A 22902-nucleotide genomic window follows, 5' to 3' on the forward strand; every position below is an offset into this window, starting at 1 on the left:
GCAATTCTTATATTCCTTTTAGGTGTGAAGTATCTGCCCTTAAAAGATAAGACTGAATAGGCACTATATAACTGACAACTTTCTCTCTCCTGTCATCCCGGCTGCCTACCCCTCTAGGGCAGCCGGGGTGTGCATATTCAATATATACGCAATTGAAATAAGCAACAAAAGTCATACGCTTTCTAAATTTAAGGAACAATGCAGATGAAGAAGACTCTTATTACAGTTGTCGTGCTGCTTGTTTTTGGCATGGGCGTGTTGGGTGTTAGCTTTGCTGTGGAACCCGAGAGTGGCATCTATCCCATAACTGAAACGTCTCCATGTCCTGTTGTCGGATGTGCCTCGGGCACTTGTCATGGTTTTGCAGACGTGCCGCAACCGGACGGCGTGCATGAAATGGTTTGTCCCGAGGCGGCATGTGCTTCGCTAGAATGCCATGCTTGGGATACCCTTTTTACGCGATATCACCAAGCAAGTGATGCGTCTCTTAACATATGGATACTAATGCCTGTAGTACTTGTTGTAGTTTTGGTAGCTATTACGCGCTTGCTATCGAAGAGCAACGGCTTACAGCATCAAAATGCGCAAGATGTGCGCGTTTCGTCAAATAGAGAAGAGGATACCCATGAATAGGTGGTTTATTGTATTGGATGTATTTCTTCTCGCGCTCTATGTGCTTTCGGCATTTCCTGCAATTTTCGGCATTCCGGCTCATGAATGGATAGGGATTTTTGCAACTTTAGCTCTTGTGGTGCATTGTGCTGCACATAATATAACTGCTAAAGGAATGCTGAAAAGCGGGATAAAAACAGCCAGATTTGCTTTAAATATCATCATTTTGGCAAGTCTTGCTATTTGTGCGGTGTCGGGAATTATGGTTTCGGGCACAGTCCTGCCAACATTTGGGTTTTATGCTGGCGGATATTATTTCTGGGATCCGCTGCATGCCATATCAGCTAAGGTTCTTATGGCGGTATTGTTTGTGCATATAGTATTGAATATTAAGGTGGCGTATTGTTCTTGGAAGGCGGAGCCTCACGCATCAAAAAGGGAGGAATCAAATGCCTAACACAACTAAGATGTGGCATGTGCGTGCTGCACTATATGAACTTCTTGCATTTAGTTTTCGCTATCCCGATACGGCGCTTTCGCAAGCAGTTGTAAGCGGGGAATGGCTTGATGCTGCTAAAGAGATAACAAAAGCACTAGACCTAGATTGGGAATGTGCTACCTGTTCGGAAAACAGCAATGATGCTGAAGCTTTTCTGCATGCGTTGCGCGCAGAAGCTACTTATTTGTTTATTGGAGCACCCGATCCAGCTGTGTCTCCATATGAGGGAATATGGCGGGCAGAAGACGACGGCGTACAAGGGCTTTTGTTTGTGAATCCGCATTCTATGGATGTGGAGCGGTTTTGCAACGCATGTGGGCTTGGTCAACCCGAAGGCACGAACGAGCCGCTAGACTATGTAGCAACCGAGCTGGAACTTCTCCAATATCTTGCCATGCTTGCATCTGGTGTTGATGCAAGCCAAACGGCTGTTTCGCTTGAGGATTTGCCGGGTGGCACGCCTGAAGCTGCTTTCCAGCAGTTCATGGATAATCATGTTCAAACTTGGATGCCTCGTTTTGCAGATAAGGTATGCGAACAAGCTCGCATTCCTTTCTACAGAAACGCAGCATCACTTTTGAAGTGCACGCTAAGTTAGCGCCTTGCCTTTGAAGCGCGTGCTAAGTGCATAGCCGCTATGCAGCGCGCGAAGTGCATAGTCGCTATGTAGCGCGCGAAGTGCTAGGTAAGCGAAGTGCTAGGTAAACCAGCTTTGAACAATTGGGATGTATCCAGCAACCATTACTATCAGAACAAGGATAGGCAGCACATATTTTAAATAAGGTTTAATTGCTTTGGGGTAATGGATTCCTTTACCTGTGTTTGCCTCGCTAAGAAATGCATCCCAGCCCCAGCCTTGTTTACGTGTGCAGAATAGCAAAAATACAAGTGCGCCCAGTGGAAGCAGATTATTCGACACTATAAAGTCTTCAATTGCCTGAATGTTGCCAATACCCGGTATTTGAACGCCCGACCATACGCTAAATCCAAGCACGCAGGGCATAGATAGTATGGCTAGCGCCACTCCATTTATGGTGCAAGATTTCTTTCTTGACCATCCCCACTGGTCCATTCCAAAACTCATGATGTTTTCAAAAACCGCTATAACTGTAGAAAGTGCGGCGAAACTCATAAATACAAAAAATAATGCACCCCAAAGATTACCTAGTGGTATCTGGTTAAACACGCTGGGTAGGGTTATGAATACAAGACCGGGTCCGCTGCCGGGTTCTACTCCGAATGCGAAACAGGCTGGAAATATTATCAGACCAGCCATAATGGCTACAAGCGTATCTAGTCCAGCAATGCGCAGCGCTTCTCCGGTAAGGGTGTAGCTTTTGTTTATATAGCTGCCAAATATCGACATAGAGCCAATACCAACCGACACTGTAAAAAACGCTTGTCCCATGGCGGCTAGCATAGCGTCAAAGAAAGTGCTGGGCTCTGCGAACAGTCTGCCGAAATCGGGCATAAGGTAAAACATCAATCCATCGGCTGCGCCCGGCAGCGTTACGGCGCGTATAACTAGCACAAGAAGCACCACGAACAAAGCGCCCATCATAAATTTCGTGATACGCTCTACTCCATTGCGAACGCCCGCGCGCGTTACAAGCACGCCAATTAGAACAGTTATTAGTGTGTATGCGCTCATTTCAAGCGGATTTCCCATAAGCGCATTGAAAACGCCTCCAACTTGTGTGGCATCCATTCCGCTGAATGTGCCCATAGCGCTTTTCACCATGAAAGCCAACATCCAACCACATACGGCTGTATAAAACATCATAAGCAGGTAGTTACCGCATAGTGCCACCCATTTGAACCGGTGCCATTTTGTGCCGGGCGGTTCTAGCTTATCGAAGCTGCGCGCCACGCCAAGTTGACTTGCGCGCCCAACGGCAAATTCCATAACCAAAATGGGCAGCGCAAATATAACAAGAAACACCAAAAACATAACCACAAACGCAGCGCCGCCGTATTGACCGGTTATATAAGGAAAACGCCATACATTTCCAAGACCTATGGCACAGCCTGCACTAATTAGAATGAATCCCAATCGGCTTTTGAACTGCTCGCGCTCCATGTAGTAGCCTTTCATTGGGATGCTTAGTGCTCCCGAATAGGGGATATGTTGTCTTTCCTGAATTATATCTACATATAAGCTAGGCAAAAAGACTGGTTTCGGGCAACGTGGAGGATATAATTACGTTCTCTTGGATTTGATTAAAAGTGCGCATTGGGAGCATGTGCCAAAAATGCGTACTCAAGCGCGAAATTGTAGTTTGTTTTATACGGCGAATTTGCAAGGTGAAGGTGAATTGTGACTCTTCAACAATTGAGGTACCTTATAGAGATAGCTGCATGCGGTTCAATTAGTCAAGCAGCACATAACCTATATACTTCGCAAAGTAGTTTATCGGTTGCCGTGAAAGATGTAGAAGCGGAAATGGGCGTTACTATTTTTGAGCGCTCAAATAGGGGCATTACTGTTACGCGCGAAGGGATGGAATTTTTAGGTTATGCGCGCCAAGTTGTAGAACAAGCGAATTTGCTAGAACAGCGCTACGCCCGCGATGCCGAGCCAGCAGAGCAGCATTTATCGGTTAGCAGCCAGCATTACACGTTTTGCGTAGAGTCGTTTTTGGAGTTTGTTGACGAATACGAAGGATCGGGTTACACATTCACGCTGCGCGAGTGTAGAACGTCCGAAATAATTAACGACGTGCGCGACTTCCGCAGCGATGTGGGCATTTTATTTATGTCGTCGTTTAACCAGCAAGTAATAGGGCGTGCACTAGAAGATGCTAACTGTGCGTTTGCAAAGCTGTTTACTGCAAAGCCGCACATTTTCGTAAATTCGAACCATCCGTTGGCTGCGCAAAAAATAGTAACGCTAGACGATTTGACCGAATATCCGCGCTATACATTCGAGCAGGGCAATTCCAATTCGTTCTATTATTCGGAAGAGCCATTTGCCGAGCTGCCTGCGTCTAAGCGCGTAATAATAAGCGATCGCGGAACGCTTTCTAATTTGCTTACGCATCATATGGGCTATATCGTGTCCACTGGCGTTATGTCAAGCGAAATGAGTAGCGGTGTGGTGGCGGTGCCCATAGACACAAAAGAAATAATGACAGTGGGATATATCGTTCATAACGAACGCCAGCTTTCCAGTTTGGCGGCAAGATACATAGAGAAGTTACAACTATTTATAGAGGAGTATCAGGTTGGTTATTCCGGACTCTAATGATGCAGGTATCAATAACACTAGCAATGTGGGTAATGTAAACAGTGTAAATAATGTGAGCGATCCTGTTTTTAGTGCGGAACAGGCACATTTAAGTGAAGTTTATTCCGATCTTTTACGTATGCAAGATGGTTTAGCGCACAAGATAAGCCAGATAGACTTTAATGCGGCGGCAGATAAAGATGCAATGGCAGAAGAACTTACTCTGAACGCCACATCGTTTGATGAAGCGCTTGAGACATATGCTGCTTTTGCTACAGCTAACAGTGTTATCGACAGTTACAACATTGCCTCCGAAGCGGCAGTACGTAAATTACGCGATGTGCAGCTACTGTTGAAGCAGCCATATTTTGCGAAGATAGAACTGCAATATGGTTTTGCGGTGGCTTCGTCTGCTGCGGATAACGCGAATGCGGGTGTAGGTGCTGATGGCGTTGCCGACGGTGTGCGCGAGCTCTACATTGGTGCGGCGGGAGTTTCCGATGAAGACTACAAACGCTTAGTGGTTGACTGGCGAAGTCCTGTTGCCGAGGTGTATTACAACCAGCAAATGGGCGATACGTCTTATGTGGCGAATGGTCGCAAGATAAATGTCAATTTGAAGCTGCGGCGGCAATTCGATATAGAACGCGATTGCTTGCGTGCGTATTTCGACACTTCGGTTGCCATAGAAGATCCGCTTTTATTGCGATCGCTTTCAGATGCGCGTACACCACATATGAAAGCGATAACCACCACCATACAACGGGAACAGAATACGGTTATTCGTCATGAAGATGTTCCGGCGCTGCTTGTGTCGGGTGTGGCTGGTAGTGGCAAGACATCGGTTTTGCTGCAGCGTATAGCGTATTTGTTCTATCGGCATCGCGAAGATTTGCGCCCCGATCAGGTGTATTTGATAACTCCAAATTCTGTATTTCGTACATATATAGAAAACGTGCTGCCAGAGATGGGGGAAAGCAATCCGCAGGCGCAAACTTGGGATGAATTGGCTGCGCGCTTGCTTCCGCACGATATGAAGCCGGGCAAGGGTGTATGCGATATTGAGCGCTTGCAAACAATAGAGCGCGGAATTGCGAACCTGCACCTAACCCAAGCCGATTTTCGCGAAATACGCAGTGGGAAAGTGCGTTTTATTTCCACGAATCAGATAGACGGGCTTATGCATAAGCATAGCAATGTAGCAATGGGACCAAGGCGCATAACGCTTGTCCGCGAGGGAATACTGAAGCGTGCGGAGCAGCGTTTGCGTCGCATGGCGGCAAGCGATGATGCGCTAGATGAGCTTGATGCTCTTAGCGTAGAGGAGCAACTGCGCATATTCCGCGAAACTATTAGCCCGCAGACCGAGGCTGAGGCGCGCGAGCTTGCTTTGCGCATGTTGCGCGACAAGCATGCCGCGGCGCTTGATGCTATAGAAAATGACGAATGGCTGCGAATTGATCGCATAGGTATGCGTCTGCTTGATGCTAGTGGTGTGGCACCTGTTGAATGGTTGTATACGAAGATGGCTTTGTGCGGTTTATCGCAACCTGATGCGCGGTATGTGATGATTGATGAAGTGCAGGATTATTCGGCGGCGCAGCTTATGGTGATGGCGAAATATTTTCGTCGGGCGCACTTTATGTTGTTGGGCGATGAAAATCAGTCTATTGGCGAGACGGCAACATCTTTTGCCTGCGTGCAGCATATATTTGAACAAGCATGCGGCAGTTGTTGTAGATGCGATCTTATGATTAGCTACAGGTCTACTCCGCAGATAACACATGTGTTTGCAAAGTTGGCAACCTTAAATAACATGCAGATAGAGTCGGTACATCCCAATGGCAGCGAACCGCATATTGAGGAATACGCAAGCGAGGAAGAGTACATATCGGCGCTTCGCCAAGCTGTTAAACAAAAAGCCGATAGCGATGAGTTGACCGCCATAATTGTGCCGTGGAAAGCACAATTGCGCCTAGTGCAAAATCTTATTGGAGATAGTCTTTTAGTAGTGAATGCGCGCGATAGTTTGCCAGCAAATGGAGTGTTTGCAACAACGTTAAAACTAGCGAAGGGGCTTGAATTCGATAATGTAATCATTCCCGATGCTAGTGCGAAGACGTTTCCCGAAAATGATGTATCGCGGCGCAGGTTGTATACTGCTATTTCGCGTGCTACCTGCAATATTGATATTCTTTCGCGCGGACCAATAAGCCCGTGGCTATCGGAAAAATATATGGCATGAGCAGCTATCGAAAATCGCTATAACTCAGTTTCTAGATTATTTCCTCTTTGATGGATAGGATGCAAGCTATTAACTAAAGACATCGTTGCGCTACTGACTCGGGAGGAAATGATGGCTATTTATAAAAATACAGCAGAGCTTATAGGCAATACTCCACTTGTAGAGTTGACTAACTATGAGAAAAATCATCAGCTGAAAGCAAGGCTAATAGGGAAAGTGGAATACTTCAATCCTGCCGGCTCGGTGAAGGACAGGGTTGCCAAAGCCATGATAGAAGATGCTGTTGCCTCTGGAAAAATAAATGATGAAACTGTGCTAATAGAACCCACTTCGGGAAATACCGGGATTGGGCTTGCTGCAATAGCAGCTGTGCGTGGGAATCGCCTGATAATAACTATGCCAGAAACTATGTCAGTAGAGCGTCGTAATTTAATGCGCGCATACGGTGCTGAACTGGTGCTGACCGATGGCACGAAAGGCATGAAGGGTGCCATTGCTCGCGCTGAAGAACTGGCTGCAGAAATTCCGAATTCTTTCATTCCGTCGCAGTTTACAAATCTTGCAAATCCGGCTATTCACTATAAAACTACCGGTCCTGAAATATGGAATGCCACAGATGGTAAGGTGGATATTTTAGTAGCGGGTGTTGGAACCGGAGGCACTGTGTCGGGTGCTGGCGCGTATTTGAAGGAGCAGAATGCGAACATACAGGTAATTGCTGTAGAGCCTGCTGGGTCGCCGGTGTTGTCTAGTGGGTGCGCTGGCTCGCATAAGATTCAAGGCATTGGTGCAGGTTTTGTTCCCGATACGCTTGATACTGAAGTTTACGACGAAGTTATAACCATTCAAGATGAAGAAGCGTTTGAAGTTGGTCGTGAACTTGCTGCTAATGATGGGCTTTTGGTAGGCATATCTTCGGGCGCTGCTGTTGCCGCCGCCACAAGTGTGGCTAAGCGACCTCAGAATGCGGGTAAGAATATTGTGGTAATTCTTCCCGATACTGGAGAGCGCTATTTGACCACTGCAATGTTTGCCTTCTCGGAGTAAATGCTTCGCTTGTGAATAAATCTAGGAAACAAAAATACCCACAGAAGCACCCCGCATCGGACGTTTCTGCATGTGCGGTTAGTGCGCGCTGCGGTGCCTGCACCATGATAGACATTCCCTATGATGAGCAATTAGCTAAAAAGCAGGCTTACATTGAGGAATTGTTTGCCGGATTGGCTAGCCCAAAGTGCGTGCGTCCCATAATAGGCATGCAGACCCCGTATCATTATCGCAACAAAGTTGTGTCGCCGTTTGCGCCTGCGCGCGGTGCAAGACCGGGTGCGTTTGCGGTTGCCACTGGAATGTATGCGCAGGGTACGCATAAGCTTGTGCCAACGGATGGCTGTCTTATTGAAAACGAAACCGGCAAGCGCGTGGTACAGGCTGTGCGCAGTCTTATGTTGAAGTGGAAAATTGCGCCTTACAACGAAGATACAGGAGAGGGTTTTCTTCGCCATGCTGTTGTGCGGGTGGGTCAATTTAGTGGAGAAGTTCTGGTAACGCTTGTAACCAACAGCGATCAATTTCCATTTTCAAAATCGTTTTGTCGCGAATTAGTGCGGCGTGTTCCTGAAATAACAACTGTGGTACAGAACGTGAATACGCGTCAGACGAATGTGATACTAGGTGAAACTGAGCGCGTGCTTTACGGACCGGGTTTTATACTGGACGGGCTTTGTGGGCTTACTTTTCGCATATCGTCGCAGTCTTTCTATCAGGTAAATGTATGTCAAACTGAAGCGTTGTATACCGCGGCCATTGATGCTGCGAAGCTGAACGGCACGCAAACCGTAATAGATGCATATTGCGGAACCGGAACTATAGGGCTTGTGGCGGCTGCGCGTGGTGCTGCGCGCGTGCTTGGGCTAGACTGCGTAGAGTCTGCTATACGCGATGCGCGCCAAAACGCTAAGCACAACGGCATAACAAATGCGGAATTTTTCGTCGAAGATGCAACCGATTTTCTTGTTAGGGCTGCACGGTGCGGCATAGATGGGGCAAAAAGCGAAAATATGGTGCTTATGATGGATCCGCCACGAAGTGGGTCTACGCCACAATTTCTAAATGCGGCTTGTGCGCTGGCGCCGTCGCGCATCGTCTACATTTCATGTAACCCTAAAACCCAAGTGCGCGATGCGGAAAATCTTCTGCAAAGTGGTTATACTATAGAAAGCATCCAACCTGTTGACATGTTCCCCCATACCGACCACGTGGAGTGCGTGGTGTTGATGTCAAGGGAAAAGCTTGATTTATAATGTATTAGGGGCATTAACAGCAGCGTTCACTCAATCTTATTGGCAGTTTTTTGATGAAGGAAGCATATTCGTATTGCTTTCGATGGCGTTTGCTGAGTAGATAAGATTTATGAAAATGGAGAAGAAATTATGTTTAAAAACAAAAAAATAAAATCCAATGGCTTTGAACCAGATTCTTCCATTGAAGCGTGGAAACATTATAAAAAATATTATTTGGAATCAAATTCAGAATTCAGCATCAGAAAAAATTATAATTTTAAAAATCTGCATTTTTACACATACTACACAAAATTAAATCGTGGATGCGGCGAAAAATTTGATGGGTACAACTATGCTAATTTAAAGATTGCGTCAAACGTGGCAAATAGATTATATGCGCTACACAACTCTGCGGAGAGAAAAACTAATAACTGCAATGTTGAATGGTGTTGCGCAACACGTAGAGTAGGCGGTGAATGCGATTTTAATTTCAATGAAGAGAAATGCAAACTATTCCAAAAACTTATTGGAGAAAATGAAGAAGCACTGCTGCAATTAAAAAAATGCAAAGAGATGCATCATACCCTTTTGAACTTTTCTTTAATGGAGGCAATGGGGAGTATGCAAGGATTTAAAGGAAGTAATAAGTTTGATAGGTTTGACCTCTTTATCTATGAACTTGATCGATATTTCCAAAAATCATCAGAAGCTGTTTTGAGTAAATCATCATCTAGTAATAAAAGTGGTTTAGAAGATTATCTCAGTTCTTTTAAGAACATTTATGAATATTGCCATGAAGTGTATTTCATAGAAAGCGAACAACTTATTGATAAGATTATTAAAAACGGATCGCTGTCTATAGAGACATGTGATGATGTAATAAGGTACATGAATTTAGCTGAAATGTTTTGGGGAGAAAAAGAATTTGCTTTTTTAAAAAAAAGAGTTTCTAACGGTGGGAGGTTATTTTAATGAAGGCGGAGAAACGTATACGCTTGATGAGCTGTTATGCAAAATTGAAGATGATTTAGGATATGGGTCGTCGGACGCCAAAATACTTATCGAAAAATGTATTGAACGAGGTTATATTATAGATTGCGGTAACGATACATTTACTCGTTAAATAATATTTAGCGTTTTTAATATACGAAATCGCAGTAAAAATGTTCTCAGGATGGTCGAAGTGGCAAAGACATTCAGCCTGTCTGCTTAGACCATGCAGAAAACGCAACAGTGTTTAAGCGTTAGCGTAGATATGCCATTAGGAGTTTTTTACCAATAAAATGGTCAAAACTTCCGACTTTCCACGGTCGCGCCACATTAGACTATGATTTTTCTAAAGAAAAGAATTTTTCATATCGTAATCTTTCGATGGATGAAATTATTCATCATTTAGCAGTTTTTATCTCTCGTTTGTGGCAGATTCATGTGTTTGGTGAGGGTAATACTAGAACAACAGCTGTGTTCTTCATTAAATACCTTCGCACGTTGGGTTTTGATGTAACGAATGATATTTTTGCCGAAAATGCATGGTATTTTCGTAATGCGTTAGTTAGAGCTAACTATAACGATTTGAAAAATGGAATTCACGAAACGACAGAATATCTCGAGATGTTCCTGCGTAATCTGTTGATGGACGAAAATCATCCGCTGCATAACCGCGCACTACATATTAGCGATAAGCTCAAAACGTCTGAAAACTAAAGGGCGGAAAGATTTTTACGCAAAAATGGTCAGAAAGTTCGACTTTCCACAGTCGAAGATGTTGAAATAGTCGCGCAAGAGTACGTTTGCCCAGTATCCTCCACATTTCAAGCAAATAAAGCGTCTAAAAACCGTGGAAAGTCGGAAGTTTTGACCATTTTCTAGCAACAAATTTCCCAGCGCAATTGCGTTTGAGGCGGAAGCAGAGAACGCGGTCATTTCGCAATCGGCACACAACCCAGTTAAGCGCTAATGTCGAAACCGCAGGCGCAGAAAGCAACAATTCCAATAGCGCAGCGCCAGCTATCACAAACGAAACGGTGAAACTTGAAAGCTCAAGTTCTTCAACCCTAAAACCCAAGTGCGCGATGCGGAAAATCTTCTGCAAGGTGGCTATGCTATAGAAAGCATCCAACCTGTTGACATGTTCCCCCACACCGATCATGTGGAGTGCGTGGTGTTGATGTCAAAAGCTGATAAATGAGAATATCGCTCCATCTGTGGAGTAAGAAATAATTGAAGTTTATAGTGGGACAAAGTTACGTTGGTATAAATTAGTGAGGTTCACATAAGTACCAAGAAAAGCTGAGTGAGAAGAGTAATGGAGATAAGAATAGCTACTATTGAGGATGCAGAAACCATTAGAGAAATATATATGCCATATGTTCTAAATACTGCGGTATCTTTTGAATGTGAGGTTCCGAGCATAGATGAATTTCAAAATAGAATAAGAAATACACTGATAGAGTATCCTTATCTTGTTGCTGTGGAAAATGACACAATTGTTGGATATGCATATGCAAGTTCTTTCCATTCAAGAGAAGCATATAAGCATTCTGCAGAATTATCTGTATATGTAAAACAAGATTGCAGAGGTCAAGGCATAGGTAGTAGTTTATATTTGAAACTCGAAGAATTGTTGATTAAGCAGAATATATGCACAGTTCACGCATGTATTGCAAGTCCTGATGGAAAAGATGAACATCTTACAGATGCCAGTGAAAAATTTCATAAGAAAATGGGCTTTGAAATTGTGGGGAGGCATAGTCTGGTCGGATACAAATTTAGAAAATGGTATAGCATTGTTTGGATGGACAAAGTTATAAGTGAGAGGTTAGATAATCCCATTGCTTTTATTCCATTTAGCCAAACGGTGTAAAAGCAATAGGATTGAAAATTTCAGTTGTGAATATGTTGCCAAGAACGGAGTAAGAACAAAAATGTCGTGGATTTGTTCCCTTGATTGCAAAATTGGCAAAGACATTCATCCTGTCCGCTTAGACCATGCAGAAAGCGCAACAGTGTTTAAGCGTTAGCGTAGATATGCCATTAGGAGTTTTTTACCAATAAAATGGTCAAAACTTCCGACTTTCCACGGTCGAAACGGCAATTTACGCCTGTTAATGCAACAATAATTTCTGTTTGCCCAGTGTTCTCCATAATTCAAGTTGCTTATCAGACAACTTGGCTGTGGAAAGCTGGAAGTTTTGACCACAATTCGGTTGAATTTGCTCCGGATTTGAGGTGGGGTTCCAGCTAAGGTGATGTTGCCATAGTCATGATCGCGGTTGAATTTGCTCCGGATTTGAGGTGGGGTTCCAGCTCTCGGACTTGCTCCACCTTGTTAAAACAACAGAACAGGTCAGCTGCTTTATGCGTGCTGGTCTGTGGTTTCTTATGGTGCGGGTGAAAGGACTTGAACCTTCATGGGGTTGCCCCCATACGGACCTGAACCGTACGCGTCTGCCAATTCCGCCACACCCGCACAAAGATAATGCTCGGAAACAGAGCGCTGTTAATAATAACCCACCTATACGCTGCCGGCAAGGGAATTTTTCGATACTTCTTTGCTTTCCTGTACGTGGTTATATGGGTTAGACTTCACAGTTATCTATTAAAGATGCGGAGGAATATGGGACTAGGCGAAACATTTAGTTTGAAAAAGGCTTTGGTGCTGGCGGGTGCAATAATAGCTATGGTTATCGGTACGGGTTTCGCCACGGGACAAGAGCTAATTCAATACTACACATCGTATGGAATATGGGTATTAGGCGCTGTTGCAGTATTTGCTGTGGTTTTCATTTTCTACAATATTTGCTTTGCAAAAGTGGGCGCCGAGCAGCACTTTGAGCGCGGCACTGATGTGTATCGTTATTACTGCGGTAGATATTTAGGTACATTTTTCGACTATTACGCTACAGCATTTTGCTATATGTCATTTTTTGTTATGGCAGGTGGCGTTTCGTCTACGCTTAGTCAGGGCTTCGGTCTGCCTACATGGGTAGGTGGTGCCCTGCTTGCCTGCGTGGTTATAAGTGTGGTGTGTTTAGGGCTGCGGCGGCTGGTTGATGTAATAGGCATTATTGGTCCTGCGAATATAGTGTTTTTCATAACCGTAGGTGTAATAGTGCTTGTTATTGATTGGCAGCAGCTTGCTGGTGGCTTGGATGCTATTAACACCGGTTCTCTAAATGGAGACACATCGGGCGAAGGCATGGTGCAGGCGGGCGGTAACTGGTTTATGGCGGGGCTCTCTTACGCCGGATTTGTGCTTCTGTGGTTCGCAAGTTTCACTACTTTGCTGGGCGCGCAGAATACCCGCGCGAATATGAAAGTGGGCATCGTTATTGCCGCGGTGGCAATATCTGTGGCAATAATTATTGTATCGTTGGCGCAGATTGCGAATATCAATACAGGTAGTGAAGGTCTGTTTGTGTGGAATGCCCCTATTCCGAACTTGATATTGGCTGACAGAATATGGGCTGGACTGCCTGTTATCTATGCTGTCGTGGTGTTTATTGGCGGCTGTGGCACGTCTATACCGCTTCTTTATAATTCGGTGTCGCGGCTTGCGAAAGAAGGCACTGTGCGTTTTCGTGTGCTTGCTGTGGTTGGTGGCATTGCGGGTGTGTGTATCGGGCTGTTTTTCCCGTATAGCACGCTGGTAAACGTTGTTTATGGATTAAACGGTTACGTGGGTGCCGTGCTTCTAGTATTTATGATTGTACGTAGCATACGTGATGCTTTGGAGCGCAGACATGGATAAGGGCACGCATGAAACGCTTGGTTTGGAATACTTGAAACGCAATTTATCTTGCGAAGATGAAGACGCGCACCGGTATTTCGCGCTGTATCAGCAACTGCTTTCGCAGCTTCGCACAATTAAGCGTGTGGCTGTGGCTTTTTCGGGCGGAGTTGATTCTGCACTTTTGCTGTTTGCCGCCCACGATGCGCTTGGCGAAAATGCTATGGCGCTAACGGCACATTCAGTATTCTTTTCTGAACAAGAGGCGCGTGATGCTGCTAATTTTTGCAGTCAATACGGCATAAGGCAACAAATAGTTCATGTTGACAGCTTGGGTGCACGTGGTGTTGCGGAAAACGGTCCAGATAGGTGCTATAAGTGCAAGTTGGCTCTTATGCAACAATTGAAGCAGGAAGCGCACGGGGCGGGCATGCAGCTGGTCGAGGGGTCGAACGCTAGCGATGCGCATGCGTATAGACCGGGCTCTAAGGCGCTGCGCGAACTTGATGTGGCTAGTCCTTTGGCGGATGTGGACATGATGAAGGCAGATGTGCGCGCCATATCGCGTGCATTGGGGTTGCCTCAGTGGAATAAGCCTTCGCTTGCGTGTTTGGCTACGCGCTTTCCTTATGGGCAGCGCATTACGTTGCGGGGTTTACGTGCAGTTGATCAGGCGGAAAAAATATTGCGGGATGCCGGGTTTACTCAAGTTCGCGTTCGCGTTCATGATAATGTTGCGCGAGTAGAATTATTGCCTAGCGAAATGCCTAAATTGTTGTGCAATTCTTCGCAAGCGCAAAATGGGCTTGCGAAGCGCATATACGATGCTTTTCGCGAACTGGGATTTAACTATACGGCTATTGATTTATTGGGTTATAGAACCGGCAGCGCCGATGAAATTTTAGAGGATGCTAATGAACGAAACTAAGCAGATTTTGCAAGCGGTTCAGGCTGGTACTTTGTCTGTAGACGATGCGCTTCATAGGCTAAAAGTGAAGCCGTATGAAGATTTAGGATTTGCGAAAGTTGACTTGCATAGACCTATACAGCAAGGCACCTCGGAGGTTATATATGGTGCAGGCAAAACGCCTCAACAAATAATTGAAATTGTGCGGGCGCTGCAGAATAGCGGGCAAGAACGCATTCTTATAACGCGAATGGACGCGCAAAAAGCCGATGCGGTTTGTGCGGCGGTGCCTCTGAATTACGACGAAGTGTCAAGCGTTGGGCGTGTGGGCTCAACTCTTAAACCCAGCGGAATAGGCACGGTACTTGTTGCAACAGGTGGCACAAGCGATATTCCGGTTGCTGAAGAAGCTGCGCTTACGGCAGAATTTCTTGGTAACAAGGTGCAGCGTGCCTACGATATGGGTGTGGCTGGTCTGCATAGAACGCTGGCGAATATGGATGCCATAACAGACGCGGCGGTAATAATAGCTGTGGCAGGTATGGAGGGCGCGCTTGCAAGCGTTGTGGGCGGACTGGCTGACAGCCCGGTTATAGCTGTGCCTACAAGTGTGGGCTACGGTGCGGCTTTTGATGGCATGGCGGCATTGCTGTCAATGCTAAATTCGTGCGCAAGCGGCGTGGCGGTGGTCAATATCGACAACGGTTTTGGCGCGGGCTATATGGCAAGCATGATTAATCATATGGAAGTGCGCAATACTCAGGCGCAAAATATGGAGGTATGAAAATGACAACTCTTTATTTAGATTGTTCGCAGGGCGTGCAAAAAGATACGTTTGCCATGTGTGTAGGTGCTTTGCTTCCTCGCGAAAAATGCAATGCGATAGCGCAGGCTTCGGGTGTTGCCGATGTGGTTAGTGCGGGGGAAGTGGTGAATGCGGGCGGAGGCGGCAATGTAGGTGCAGGCGGCAATGCAGGCGGGGGCGGCAATGCCAATGATGCCAATGCCAGTGCGCACCATCATCACAGCATGACCGAAGTTCGTGCAAAAATAGAGGCTAAGCCGCTATCGCAGGCAGCTATAGCGGCAGCTTTAGGTGTTTACGATATTTTGGCGGAGGCTGAGGCGCGTGTGCATGGAGCGTCTACAGAAGATGTGCATCTTCACGAAGTGGGCTCTGATGAAGCTATTGCTTGGGTATGCGCGGCGGCGGCATCAATGGTCGAGCTAGCTGCAGACAATGTGGTGGCAGGTCCTGTGTGTACAGGATTTGGATTTGTGGATTGCAGCCATGGTCGCCTGTCTATACCCGCACCGGCAACAGCGGATATTTTGGAGGGCATTCCTACATTTGTAGGCGATGTAGAAGGTGAATTAACAACACCTACAGGTGCTGCTTTGGTGCGTTATTTCGCCGAACAGTTTGTTAGCGGTGAGCCTGCTGGTTGCGAATTGGTGGCGCAGGTGGGTTCATGGTAGGGTGTGTAGAACAGACACCCTTCATGCGCGCTTTCGTGCGCATGGCAACCGATTCGTGGAACCAAGGATGGCACGAGCGCAACGGTGGCAATCTTTCGTATCGCATTCCCGAAGACGAAATAGATAGCATTTTGGGGCAAATTGAATATGGCGAATGGAAGCCGCTTGGTATAACTGCTCCTAATGTGGCAGGCGAGTTCTTTTTGATAACGGCTGCAGGCAGCTACTTTCGCAATATTGCCGATGATATTTCGCGATGTGCAGGCATTATTCAGATTGACGGAAGCGGCGCTAGTTACAGGCAATGTTGGGGCTTTGCAGGCGGCGGGCACCCGACAAGCGAACTTCCAACCCACATAATGAACCACGAGGTGAAAAAGCTGGCTACATGTGGTGCTAATCGCGTTATTCATCATGCGCATCCAGCTAATATAGTGGCGCTAACTTTTGTACTTCCGCTTACGTCAGAGGCTTTCACGCACAAGCTATGGCAAATGATAAGTGAATGCGCCATGGTGTTTCCGGAAGGCGTTGGCGTGCTTAGCTGGGGAGTACCCGGCAGTATGCAGCTGGCTGAAAACTCGGCAGAGCTAATGAAGCGTGTGAATGCTGTGGTGTGGGCGCATCACGGACTATTTTGCGCGGGGAACACTTTTGATGAAGCCTTTGGGTTAATGCACACCATAGAAAAGGCGGCAAGCATTTTGGTGAAAGTGCTAAGCATGGTTGGTTGTGGTGGACAATTTCGCCAGACTATAACCGATGCAAACTTGCATTCTTTGGCTGATGCTTATAACTTAGACCTAGCTGATTTCGCCTAAGTTGTTTAGCTCGCTTAGATTTATGGTTTGGTCGAATGCGGCTAAGCTGGCTTCACTATGAGTTATCGCAATAAGCGTTTTGCCGGCTAGAGTGCGCATTACGGTGTCTAGTACTTGCTGTTCAGTTTGCGCATCTAGCGATGCGAATGGTTCATCTAGTACTACGATAGATTGGTTAGCTAGCAGAATGCGTGCTAGCGCTATGCGATGAGCTTCACCACCGGAAAAATTAAAGGCGCTTTCTTGAACAATAGAGTCTAGACCATGAGGCAGCTTGTCAAACCGCGCGCGCAGTCCAACATTTTCAAGCACTTGTAGCATTTGCGCATTGCTAGCATTAGGGTTGCCTATTGCCAAGTTTTCACGCAGCGTCATATTGAACAATTTTGGATGCTGGTGAAGGATGCCTATGGTGTGCCATATATCGTCTTGGTGGGTAGCGGGGTTTATGCCGCCTATCGTAACTTCGCCGCGTGTTGGCTGCAAAGCGCCAAGAATTAGCTTTGCGAGCGTAGTTTTGCCTGCACCGCTGCGTCCCGTTATGGCAAGTTTTTCGCCGAATGGGATACTAAGATTTACGCCGTGGATAATCTCTTCGCAATTTGGATACGCAAAACTTACGTTGCTTAGGCGTATGTCTGGCGTGGAAGATATTTGGCAGTAGGCTGTGTCTTCACGCGCGGGTGTTGCCGCGGGCGCTGCTGTACGTGCTGCTTTGCGTGTGGGTTTCACTGCGTCATCTTTTGAGGCGCTTTTGGGGTTAAAGCTGTTAAGCCGGCTTAGGGCATCAATTTGTTCGGTGTATTCCATTGCTGCACTTGGTAGGGGTGCAAATGCCTCCATTAGCGGAAACAGGCACAAAATAAAAGCTGCTATCCAATTAGGAGCATATGCCGGTGCATTTTCAGAACCCGAGGCAGCTATTGCGCCCAATATGCCTTGCAGTTCTTGCGGGTTGCAGAAAACGGCATAAGCCCAAAGTAAAACCGCCACTATGCATATGCAGTAAATTATTTGTGATACAAGCGCTATGTTGCGTTCAAATTTAGCGATAGCATGTTTTGCGCGGGCACGCTTTTCTAAAGATGCGTCTATGCGATGCAGGTAATCGTTTTGTCTGCCTGAAAGTATCCAGTCGCTTATTCCTAGTACATCGTCTGTAAGGTCGTCGTAAATATTCTTCTGCGCGGCTTTTATTGCTGCTGTGCGTGCGGAATTTGCAGCTGCGGAATATAGCGGCACAACAACGCTAAGCAACAATAGCACCGCAAGCATTATTGCGGCTAGGTGCCACGACAAAACACCGCACATACCTGTAATTACAAGCGCGAATACCCATGTGGACAAAAGGGGAAGCATGCTGCGCATTATTAGGTTTTGCACATTGCCTATGTCGTCGTTTAGAAGTGCTAGCACGCTGCCTAAAGTTGTGTTTTTGCTGCGACCATCGAGGTTATTTGCGCGCCGCTCAAGTACCACGAAAAGTTTGCGGCGCATTTCGCTTGTCATGCGCAATACCCAGTCGTGGCTAACCAGTTTCTCTCCATAGCGTAAAAGTGGTTTTCCTATGCCAAATATTCGAACAAACAGCGACGGTACGTGTAGCGCTAACACAGTTAATGGCACCGCCGCTGCAAGCGATATCATGTAGCCCGACGTAAACATAAGCGCACACGCGAAAACTGAAGTAGCAACGCTTAAAAAAATAGCAAGCGCTAGCGCTTTACCGTACTTTCGCAAATACGGCTGCACCCATTCGTCATGGCGCAATGTAGGCTTATTTGGCATATTGCGACTCATTTCGACCACAGCTGCCTTCCAGAGTAATTATGCGGTCCATGTGACCAAGCCACGCATCGCCATGGATTGCCATAATTACGGTTTTGCCTTGCATTAAAGGCAGCACGCATTCGATAAGATTAGCTTCTGTTTGCGCGTCAAGATGCGCAGTAGGCTCGTCTAGCAGCCATATATCGCGCTTCTGATCGAGCAGCGCTCGCGCTACAGCTACGCGCTGAGCTTGTCCACCCGATAAGTTGCGTCCACCATCCCCAATGCGCGTTTCTATGCCATCGGCTAAACTTCTGATGAATTCATCTAGTCCTACAGCAGCAAGTGCGTCTAAAACCTCGCTTTCGGTAGCGCGGGGCGCATAAAACGCTACATTTTCAAAAAGGCTGGCGTGGAAAATATACGGGTCTTGCGGAATGTAGGCTATGCGAGAAGTCCAGCTGTTGTCTCGCTTGCCAGAAAGTTTGGCAATTTGATTTAGTAGTGTAGTTTTTCCAGAACCGCTAGGTCCAACAATACCAATTTTCACGGTTTGCCCGGGCTTCATGTTTTCCAAATGCAACTCCGCCATAAACGGGTTTTCTGCATGAGGCACCTTTGGTTTGCCTTCAGTAATTTCCACAATAGCATTCAGCGCCGATTTTCCGTTAAGCGTGGCGTGGTAATCTTCGCCATATTCACGCACGGGTTTGAAATATTCAGGCACCATCATTAGTACGCAAAGTGCTGGGAAAAACTGGATGCTGCCGTCCACCAAGCGAAAGCCAAGCATTATGGCTACCGCCGCTAAACATAATGTGGCGAACAGGTCTAGCACGGTTGTAGACAACATGGCTATGCGCAGCGTTTTCATGGTTAGCTCTCGGAAGCGTTCCGACATGGCAAATATTTTGTCGGCAAATCGTTTTCCCATTCCAAACGATTTCAGCGTTTCTACGCCTGACGTTACATCCATAAAACCGCTTGATAGCGTTTCAAATTCTGCATAGCGTTTTGCAGCCTCGCTGCCGGCGCTTTGTCCGATTAATCTCATAAACAAAATTATGAACGGGTAGCATACAAGCGCGATAAGCCCGCTAACCCAATCTAGTGCAAACATTGCTATTAGCAAAATTAGTGCAATGAATAAAACATTTACCGTTTTGGGAATCATGGTGTGTATGTATTCTTCTACGGCATCTATACCGTCTATAGCATTAGCGGCTAGTGCTGCGCTTCCGTATTCGCGCGTTAGTGTAGGACCTTTTTCCCATAGAGTATCTAGCATTTTTGCGCGTAGTGCGCTTGCCTCTTTGTGCGCGTATTTTTCAAGCATGGCATCTTCAAAATTAAGAACTATACGCCGCGCTATGAAGCACGCGCAAAACAGCAGTATCCACACCATTTGCGCTTGAAGTGAATTGCCTTCCCAAATTCCCACAATAGCGCGCGCAAGCCCGAATGCCTGAGCGGCGCAAAGAATGCCCAAAATAACAGCAAATGCTATTGCTGCCGCAATAATGCGACGCGCGCCATGTAATTGCAATAATTGCTTGTCTAGCATGGCAATATCCGGTATGTTGAATTAATGCTTTGCATCATGCTTACTTTACAGCATGAATTCGATTTTCTTGCAAAGCGGCAGGCGCAATTTAGCAAATAGGTACTCACATAGTATCTACGTGTGCGCCAATCACTATTGGCAGAGATACCGCATAGATATAAATTTGCGGCTATCAAATGCGACAAGAAGAGGGGGTAGAAATGGATCTATTCGCTGATCAGGTGCTGATGTCGCGTATACAATTCGCGCTGACAGCCAGCTACCACTTCATCTTCGTGCCGATAACCATCGGTATAGGGCTATTAATGGCTATTTTTGTAACGCGGGCATATCGCTCGCGCAAGCCAGAAGATGATGCGATAGCTAGAATGTGGGTGCGAATTTTTACTGCTACATTCGCCATAGGTGTTGCTACTGGTATAACAATGGAGTTCTCGTTCGGTACGAACTGGGCGAATTACTCACGATTTGTGGGTGATATATTTGGTGCTCCTTTGGCAGCCGAGGCGCTGTTTGCATTTTTCCTAGAATCAATTTTTCTGGGAATTCTTATATTTGGGCGCAACAAGATAAAGCCCATTTTGTATGCAGTATCGGCTTGGCTTACATTTGCAGGTTCGGCTCTGTCGGCTCTGTGGATTCTTATTGCGAATTCATGGATGCAAACTCCTGCGGGTGCTGAAATTTCCGCCGACGGAACGCAGGCGGTTATAACCGATTTCTTTGCGGCAGCATTCAACCCATCTACGCTGGTTCGCTATGGGCACACGGTGCTTGCAGTTCTGGTTATGGGAGCATTTGTTGCTATAGCTGTTTCAGCTTGGTACATGCATAAAAAGCAGCACGAAAGTGCCGCACGCAAGATTCTTCGCACATCTAGCATTGTGGGAATAATCGCTGTAGTTGCGCTTCTTGGTTCGGCGCATGCTTCAGCTGTTGTGGTGTGGGAAGAGCAACCTACAAAGCTGGCTATGATGGAAGGTATGTATGAAACAGAAGTGCCTGAACTGTCGGTAGTTGGCATAGTTGATGAAGAGGCGCAGCAGGCAAATACGCTTGCTATACCTGGCGGTACCAGTTTCTTGGCTACCGGCACGTGGGATACCGAATATCCGGGTTTGAACGATTTAGCAAAAACTGATCAGTTTGCCGACGTAGATGTTGACACGATGCCCGTTAACTTTGTTTATCAGGTTTATCACCTAATGGTAGCCTGTTTCGGGCTTATTTTTGTCTGCGTTTTGCTGGCGCTTATCTTTAACCGCAAAGCCGCCAATCGCAATGTTACGAATATGAAGTGGCTGCAATGGCTGCTTATAATATCGCCAATATTTCCTTTCTTGGCTATACAGTCGGGTTGGCTTACTGCTGAAGTAGGTCGCCAGCCTTATGTGGTGTATCCCAGCATGTCTGGTCCCGATGGCGTATACATGCTTACTCAGGCGGGAACTAGTGTTTCTGTACAGCCTTTCGAACTTGTTATAACGCTTGTGCTGTTCTTCTTGGTGTACCTAATGCTATTTGTTGGCTGGGTACGCGTTGTGGGGAAATTTATAAAGGCAGGTCCAGTGTATGATTCTGCTTCTGCTGAAGCGGGCTCTGCTGAAGCGGGCGAGGCTAATAACATTGCGAATGCTGGTTCAGCCGATGAACTAAAGGCATCAACGCCTGCGGAAACTTCGGTTGAGAGAGGAGGCGAATAGCCATGAGTACACTTGCGATCCTCTGGTATTTTTTGGTGTTTTTGCTTATCGCTGGCTACTTTGTATTAGATGGTTTCGACTTGGGTGCGGGTGTGCTGTATCCGTTTGTTGCAAAAGACGAGCGCGATCAAGCTATTGTACGGCGGGCGCTTGGTCCTGTGTGGGATGGCAATGAAGTATGGCTATTAACCGCAGGAGGCGCGCTATTCGCCGCTTTCCCCGATGCCTATGCCACAACATTTAGCGGTTTTTATCTGGCAATAATGCTTGTACTGTTTGCGCTTATTGTTCGAGCGGTTTCGTTTGAATTTTGGGCGGCTGACACTAAATGGCGTCCGGTATGGAATGCGTGCTTTTTCCTAGGTTCGCTTCTTCCGGCGCTGCTGTTTGGCGTGGCTGTCGGCAATGTTGTGCAGGGTATTCCAATGGATGTAGCTGGCAACTATACAGGTGTTCCGCTGCTTGGTCTTATAACGCCGTTTACGCTTCTGTGTGGCTTGTTCGGGCTTGCTATGTTTATAGCAGCAGGTGCGTGCTGGCTGGCTTTGAAAGCGCCGCTTGGCTCTGCACTAGAGCAGAAGGTAGCGCGCCTACGTATGCCGTTTCAGATAATTGCATTCGCTTTATTTGCCCTGCTTACCATAATGATATTTGTCGCAATGGGCGGCACGAATGGCATGGTGGCAGAATTTGGTATAGTGCGCTGGTTGCTAGTGCTGCTGTTTGTGGTGTGCATGATAATGTCGCTGGTAATGGGCATTAACCGCAAAGAGGGCTCTAGTCTTTGGGTGTTCATATACCAAAGTATTGCAGCTGTAGCTTCGGTATTCCTTGTGGCGTGCAGTATGTTTCCTGTACTGGTGGCCGCAAGTCCGGAAAGCGTTGGACCTGCCATAACGTTGATGTCGGCTGGTGCTAGCGATCTTTCGCTGTTCTGCATGACTGTTATTTTGTGCATAGGACTTCCGTTTGTGTTGGTTTATCACGTTATTATTTACCGCACATTCCGCGGAAGAGTGAAAGAGGAAGACGTAGCTGCACACTAAATGAGCGCTCGTTAAGGAG

General features: G+C 46.5%; 20 protein-coding genes and 1 tRNA gene. 17 read left to right on the forward strand and 4 right to left on the reverse strand.

What is annotated here, in order from left to right:
• Positions 1-204: 204 nt before the first annotated feature.
• From G7Y37_RS06590 to G7Y37_RS06600, 3 genes are read left to right on the forward strand one after another with little or no spacing between them, the layout of a single operon-like run.
• Complete coding sequence (locus G7Y37_RS06590) at positions 205-633, forward strand: hypothetical protein (RefSeq protein ID WP_241156044.1); 429 nt, start codon at positions 205-207, stop codon at positions 631-633.
• Positions 626-1069 carry a DUF4405 domain-containing protein gene (locus tag G7Y37_RS06595; RefSeq protein WP_165062683.1) on the forward strand — a complete coding sequence of 148 codons (444 nt, stop codon included), beginning with the start codon at positions 626-628 and terminating at the stop codon, positions 1067-1069. The genes G7Y37_RS06590 and G7Y37_RS06595 overlap by 8 nt, the downstream gene beginning before the upstream one ends.
• The gene (locus tag G7Y37_RS06600) at positions 1062-1709 is read left to right on the forward strand and encodes a molecular chaperone (RefSeq protein WP_165062684.1); all 648 of its coding nucleotides are present in this window, start codon (positions 1062-1064) and stop codon (positions 1707-1709) included. The genes G7Y37_RS06595 and G7Y37_RS06600 overlap by 8 nt, the downstream gene beginning before the upstream one ends.
• A gap of 99 nt (positions 1710-1808) precedes the next feature.
• On the opposite strand, the gene G7Y37_RS06605 is transcribed toward G7Y37_RS06600, so the two are convergent.
• Positions 1809-3191 carry a sodium-dependent transporter gene (locus G7Y37_RS06605; protein ID WP_165062685.1) on the reverse strand — a complete coding sequence of 461 codons (1383 nt, stop codon included), beginning with the start codon at positions 3189-3191 and terminating at the stop codon, positions 1809-1811.
• Positions 3192-3428: 237 nt separating this feature from the next.
• Here G7Y37_RS06605 and G7Y37_RS06610 point away from each other — a divergent pair, with 237 nt between their 5' ends.
• The 7 genes from G7Y37_RS06610 (at position 3429) to G7Y37_RS06640 (ending at position 11727) form a co-directional block, all read left to right on the forward strand.
• On the forward strand, positions 3429-4355 hold the full coding sequence (locus G7Y37_RS06610) for a LysR family transcriptional regulator (RefSeq protein ID WP_165062686.1): 927 nt from the start codon (positions 3429-3431) through the stop codon (positions 4353-4355).
• Positions 4336-6582, forward strand: a complete 2247-nt coding sequence (locus G7Y37_RS06615) for a UvrD-helicase domain-containing protein (protein WP_241156045.1) — start codon at positions 4336-4338, stop codon at positions 6580-6582. The genes G7Y37_RS06610 and G7Y37_RS06615 overlap by 20 nt, the downstream gene beginning before the upstream one ends.
• A gap of 108 nt (positions 6583-6690) precedes the next feature.
• Complete coding sequence (gene cysK, locus G7Y37_RS06620; protein ID WP_277424174.1) at positions 6691-7629, forward strand: cysteine synthase A; 939 nt, start codon at positions 6691-6693, stop codon at positions 7627-7629.
• Between the two features lie 11 nt (positions 7630-7640).
• Positions 7641-8885, forward strand: coding sequence for a 23S rRNA (uracil(1939)-C(5))-methyltransferase RlmD (rlmD, locus tag G7Y37_RS06625; protein WP_165062688.1), 1245 nt, complete (start codon positions 7641-7643; stop codon positions 8883-8885).
• Between the two features lie 129 nt (positions 8886-9014).
• Positions 9015-9836 carry a hypothetical protein gene (locus tag G7Y37_RS06630; RefSeq protein ID WP_165062689.1) on the forward strand — a complete coding sequence of 274 codons (822 nt, stop codon included), beginning with the start codon at positions 9015-9017 and terminating at the stop codon, positions 9834-9836.
• 306 nt (positions 9837-10142) lie between these two features.
• Positions 10143-10568 (forward strand): Fic family protein, encoded by a 426-nt coding sequence (locus G7Y37_RS06635; protein ID WP_255463962.1) that lies wholly within the window; start codon positions 10143-10145, stop codon positions 10566-10568.
• Between the two features lie 601 nt (positions 10569-11169).
• Positions 11170-11727 (forward strand): GNAT family N-acetyltransferase, encoded by a 558-nt coding sequence (locus tag G7Y37_RS06640; RefSeq protein WP_165062690.1) that lies wholly within the window; start codon positions 11170-11172, stop codon positions 11725-11727.
• A 519-nt stretch (positions 11728-12246) separates the two neighbouring features.
• Here G7Y37_RS06640 and G7Y37_RS06645 read toward each other — a convergent pair.
• Positions 12247-12333 (reverse strand) — tRNA-Leu (locus G7Y37_RS06645).
• A gap of 147 nt (positions 12334-12480) precedes the next feature.
• Between G7Y37_RS06645 and G7Y37_RS06650 the strand changes: the two genes are divergently transcribed.
• From G7Y37_RS06650 to rhaD, 5 genes are read left to right on the forward strand one after another with little or no spacing between them, the layout of a single operon-like run.
• Positions 12481-13614 (forward strand): alanine:cation symporter family protein, encoded by a 1134-nt coding sequence (locus tag G7Y37_RS06650; RefSeq protein WP_165062691.1) that lies wholly within the window; start codon positions 12481-12483, stop codon positions 13612-13614.
• Positions 13607-14521, forward strand: a complete 915-nt coding sequence (larE, locus tag G7Y37_RS06655; protein WP_165062692.1) for an ATP-dependent sacrificial sulfur transferase LarE — start codon at positions 13607-13609, stop codon at positions 14519-14521. Before G7Y37_RS06650 ends, larE begins: the two co-directional genes overlap by 8 nt.
• The gene (gene larB / locus G7Y37_RS06660) at positions 14502-15284 is read left to right on the forward strand and encodes a nickel pincer cofactor biosynthesis protein LarB (protein ID WP_206214124.1); all 783 of its coding nucleotides are present in this window, start codon (positions 14502-14504) and stop codon (positions 15282-15284) included. The genes larE and larB overlap by 20 nt, the downstream gene beginning before the upstream one ends.
• 2 nt (positions 15285-15286) lie before the next feature.
• Positions 15287-15979 (forward strand): nickel insertion protein, encoded by a 693-nt coding sequence (larC, locus tag G7Y37_RS06665; RefSeq protein ID WP_165062694.1) that lies wholly within the window; start codon positions 15287-15289, stop codon positions 15977-15979.
• Entirely contained in the window at positions 15973-16800 is an 828-nt protein-coding gene (gene rhaD / locus G7Y37_RS06670) for a rhamnulose-1-phosphate aldolase (RefSeq protein ID WP_165062695.1), read from the forward strand. Before larC ends, rhaD begins: the two co-directional genes overlap by 7 nt.
• Here rhaD and cydC read toward each other — a convergent pair.
• On the reverse strand, positions 16783-18600 hold the full coding sequence (cydC, locus tag G7Y37_RS06675) for a thiol reductant ABC exporter subunit CydC (RefSeq protein ID WP_206214125.1): 1818 nt from the start codon (positions 18598-18600) through the stop codon (positions 16783-16785). The two genes, rhaD and cydC, sit on opposite strands and share 18 nt — an antisense overlap.
• Entirely contained in the window at positions 18578-20134 is a 1557-nt protein-coding gene (cydD, locus tag G7Y37_RS06680) for a thiol reductant ABC exporter subunit CydD (protein WP_165062697.1), read from the reverse strand. Before cydD ends, cydC begins: the two co-directional genes overlap by 23 nt.
• Positions 20135-20334: 200 nt before the next feature.
• On the opposite strand from cydD, the gene G7Y37_RS06685 reads away from it, so the two are divergent.
• Both G7Y37_RS06685 and cydB read left to right on the forward strand, forming a co-directional pair.
• Positions 20335-21837 (forward strand): cytochrome ubiquinol oxidase subunit I, encoded by a 1503-nt coding sequence (locus tag G7Y37_RS06685; protein WP_165062698.1) that lies wholly within the window; start codon positions 20335-20337, stop codon positions 21835-21837.
• Positions 21838-21839: 2 nt separating this feature from the next.
• Complete coding sequence (gene cydB, locus G7Y37_RS06690; RefSeq protein WP_165062699.1) at positions 21840-22883, forward strand: cytochrome d ubiquinol oxidase subunit II; 1044 nt, start codon at positions 21840-21842, stop codon at positions 22881-22883.
• The last annotated feature ends 19 nt before the right edge of the window (positions 22884-22902 follow it).

It is taken from the genome of Adlercreutzia sp. ZJ154, assembly GCF_011039055.1.
GTDB lineage: Bacteria > Actinomycetota > Coriobacteriia > Coriobacteriales > Eggerthellaceae > Adlercreutzia_A.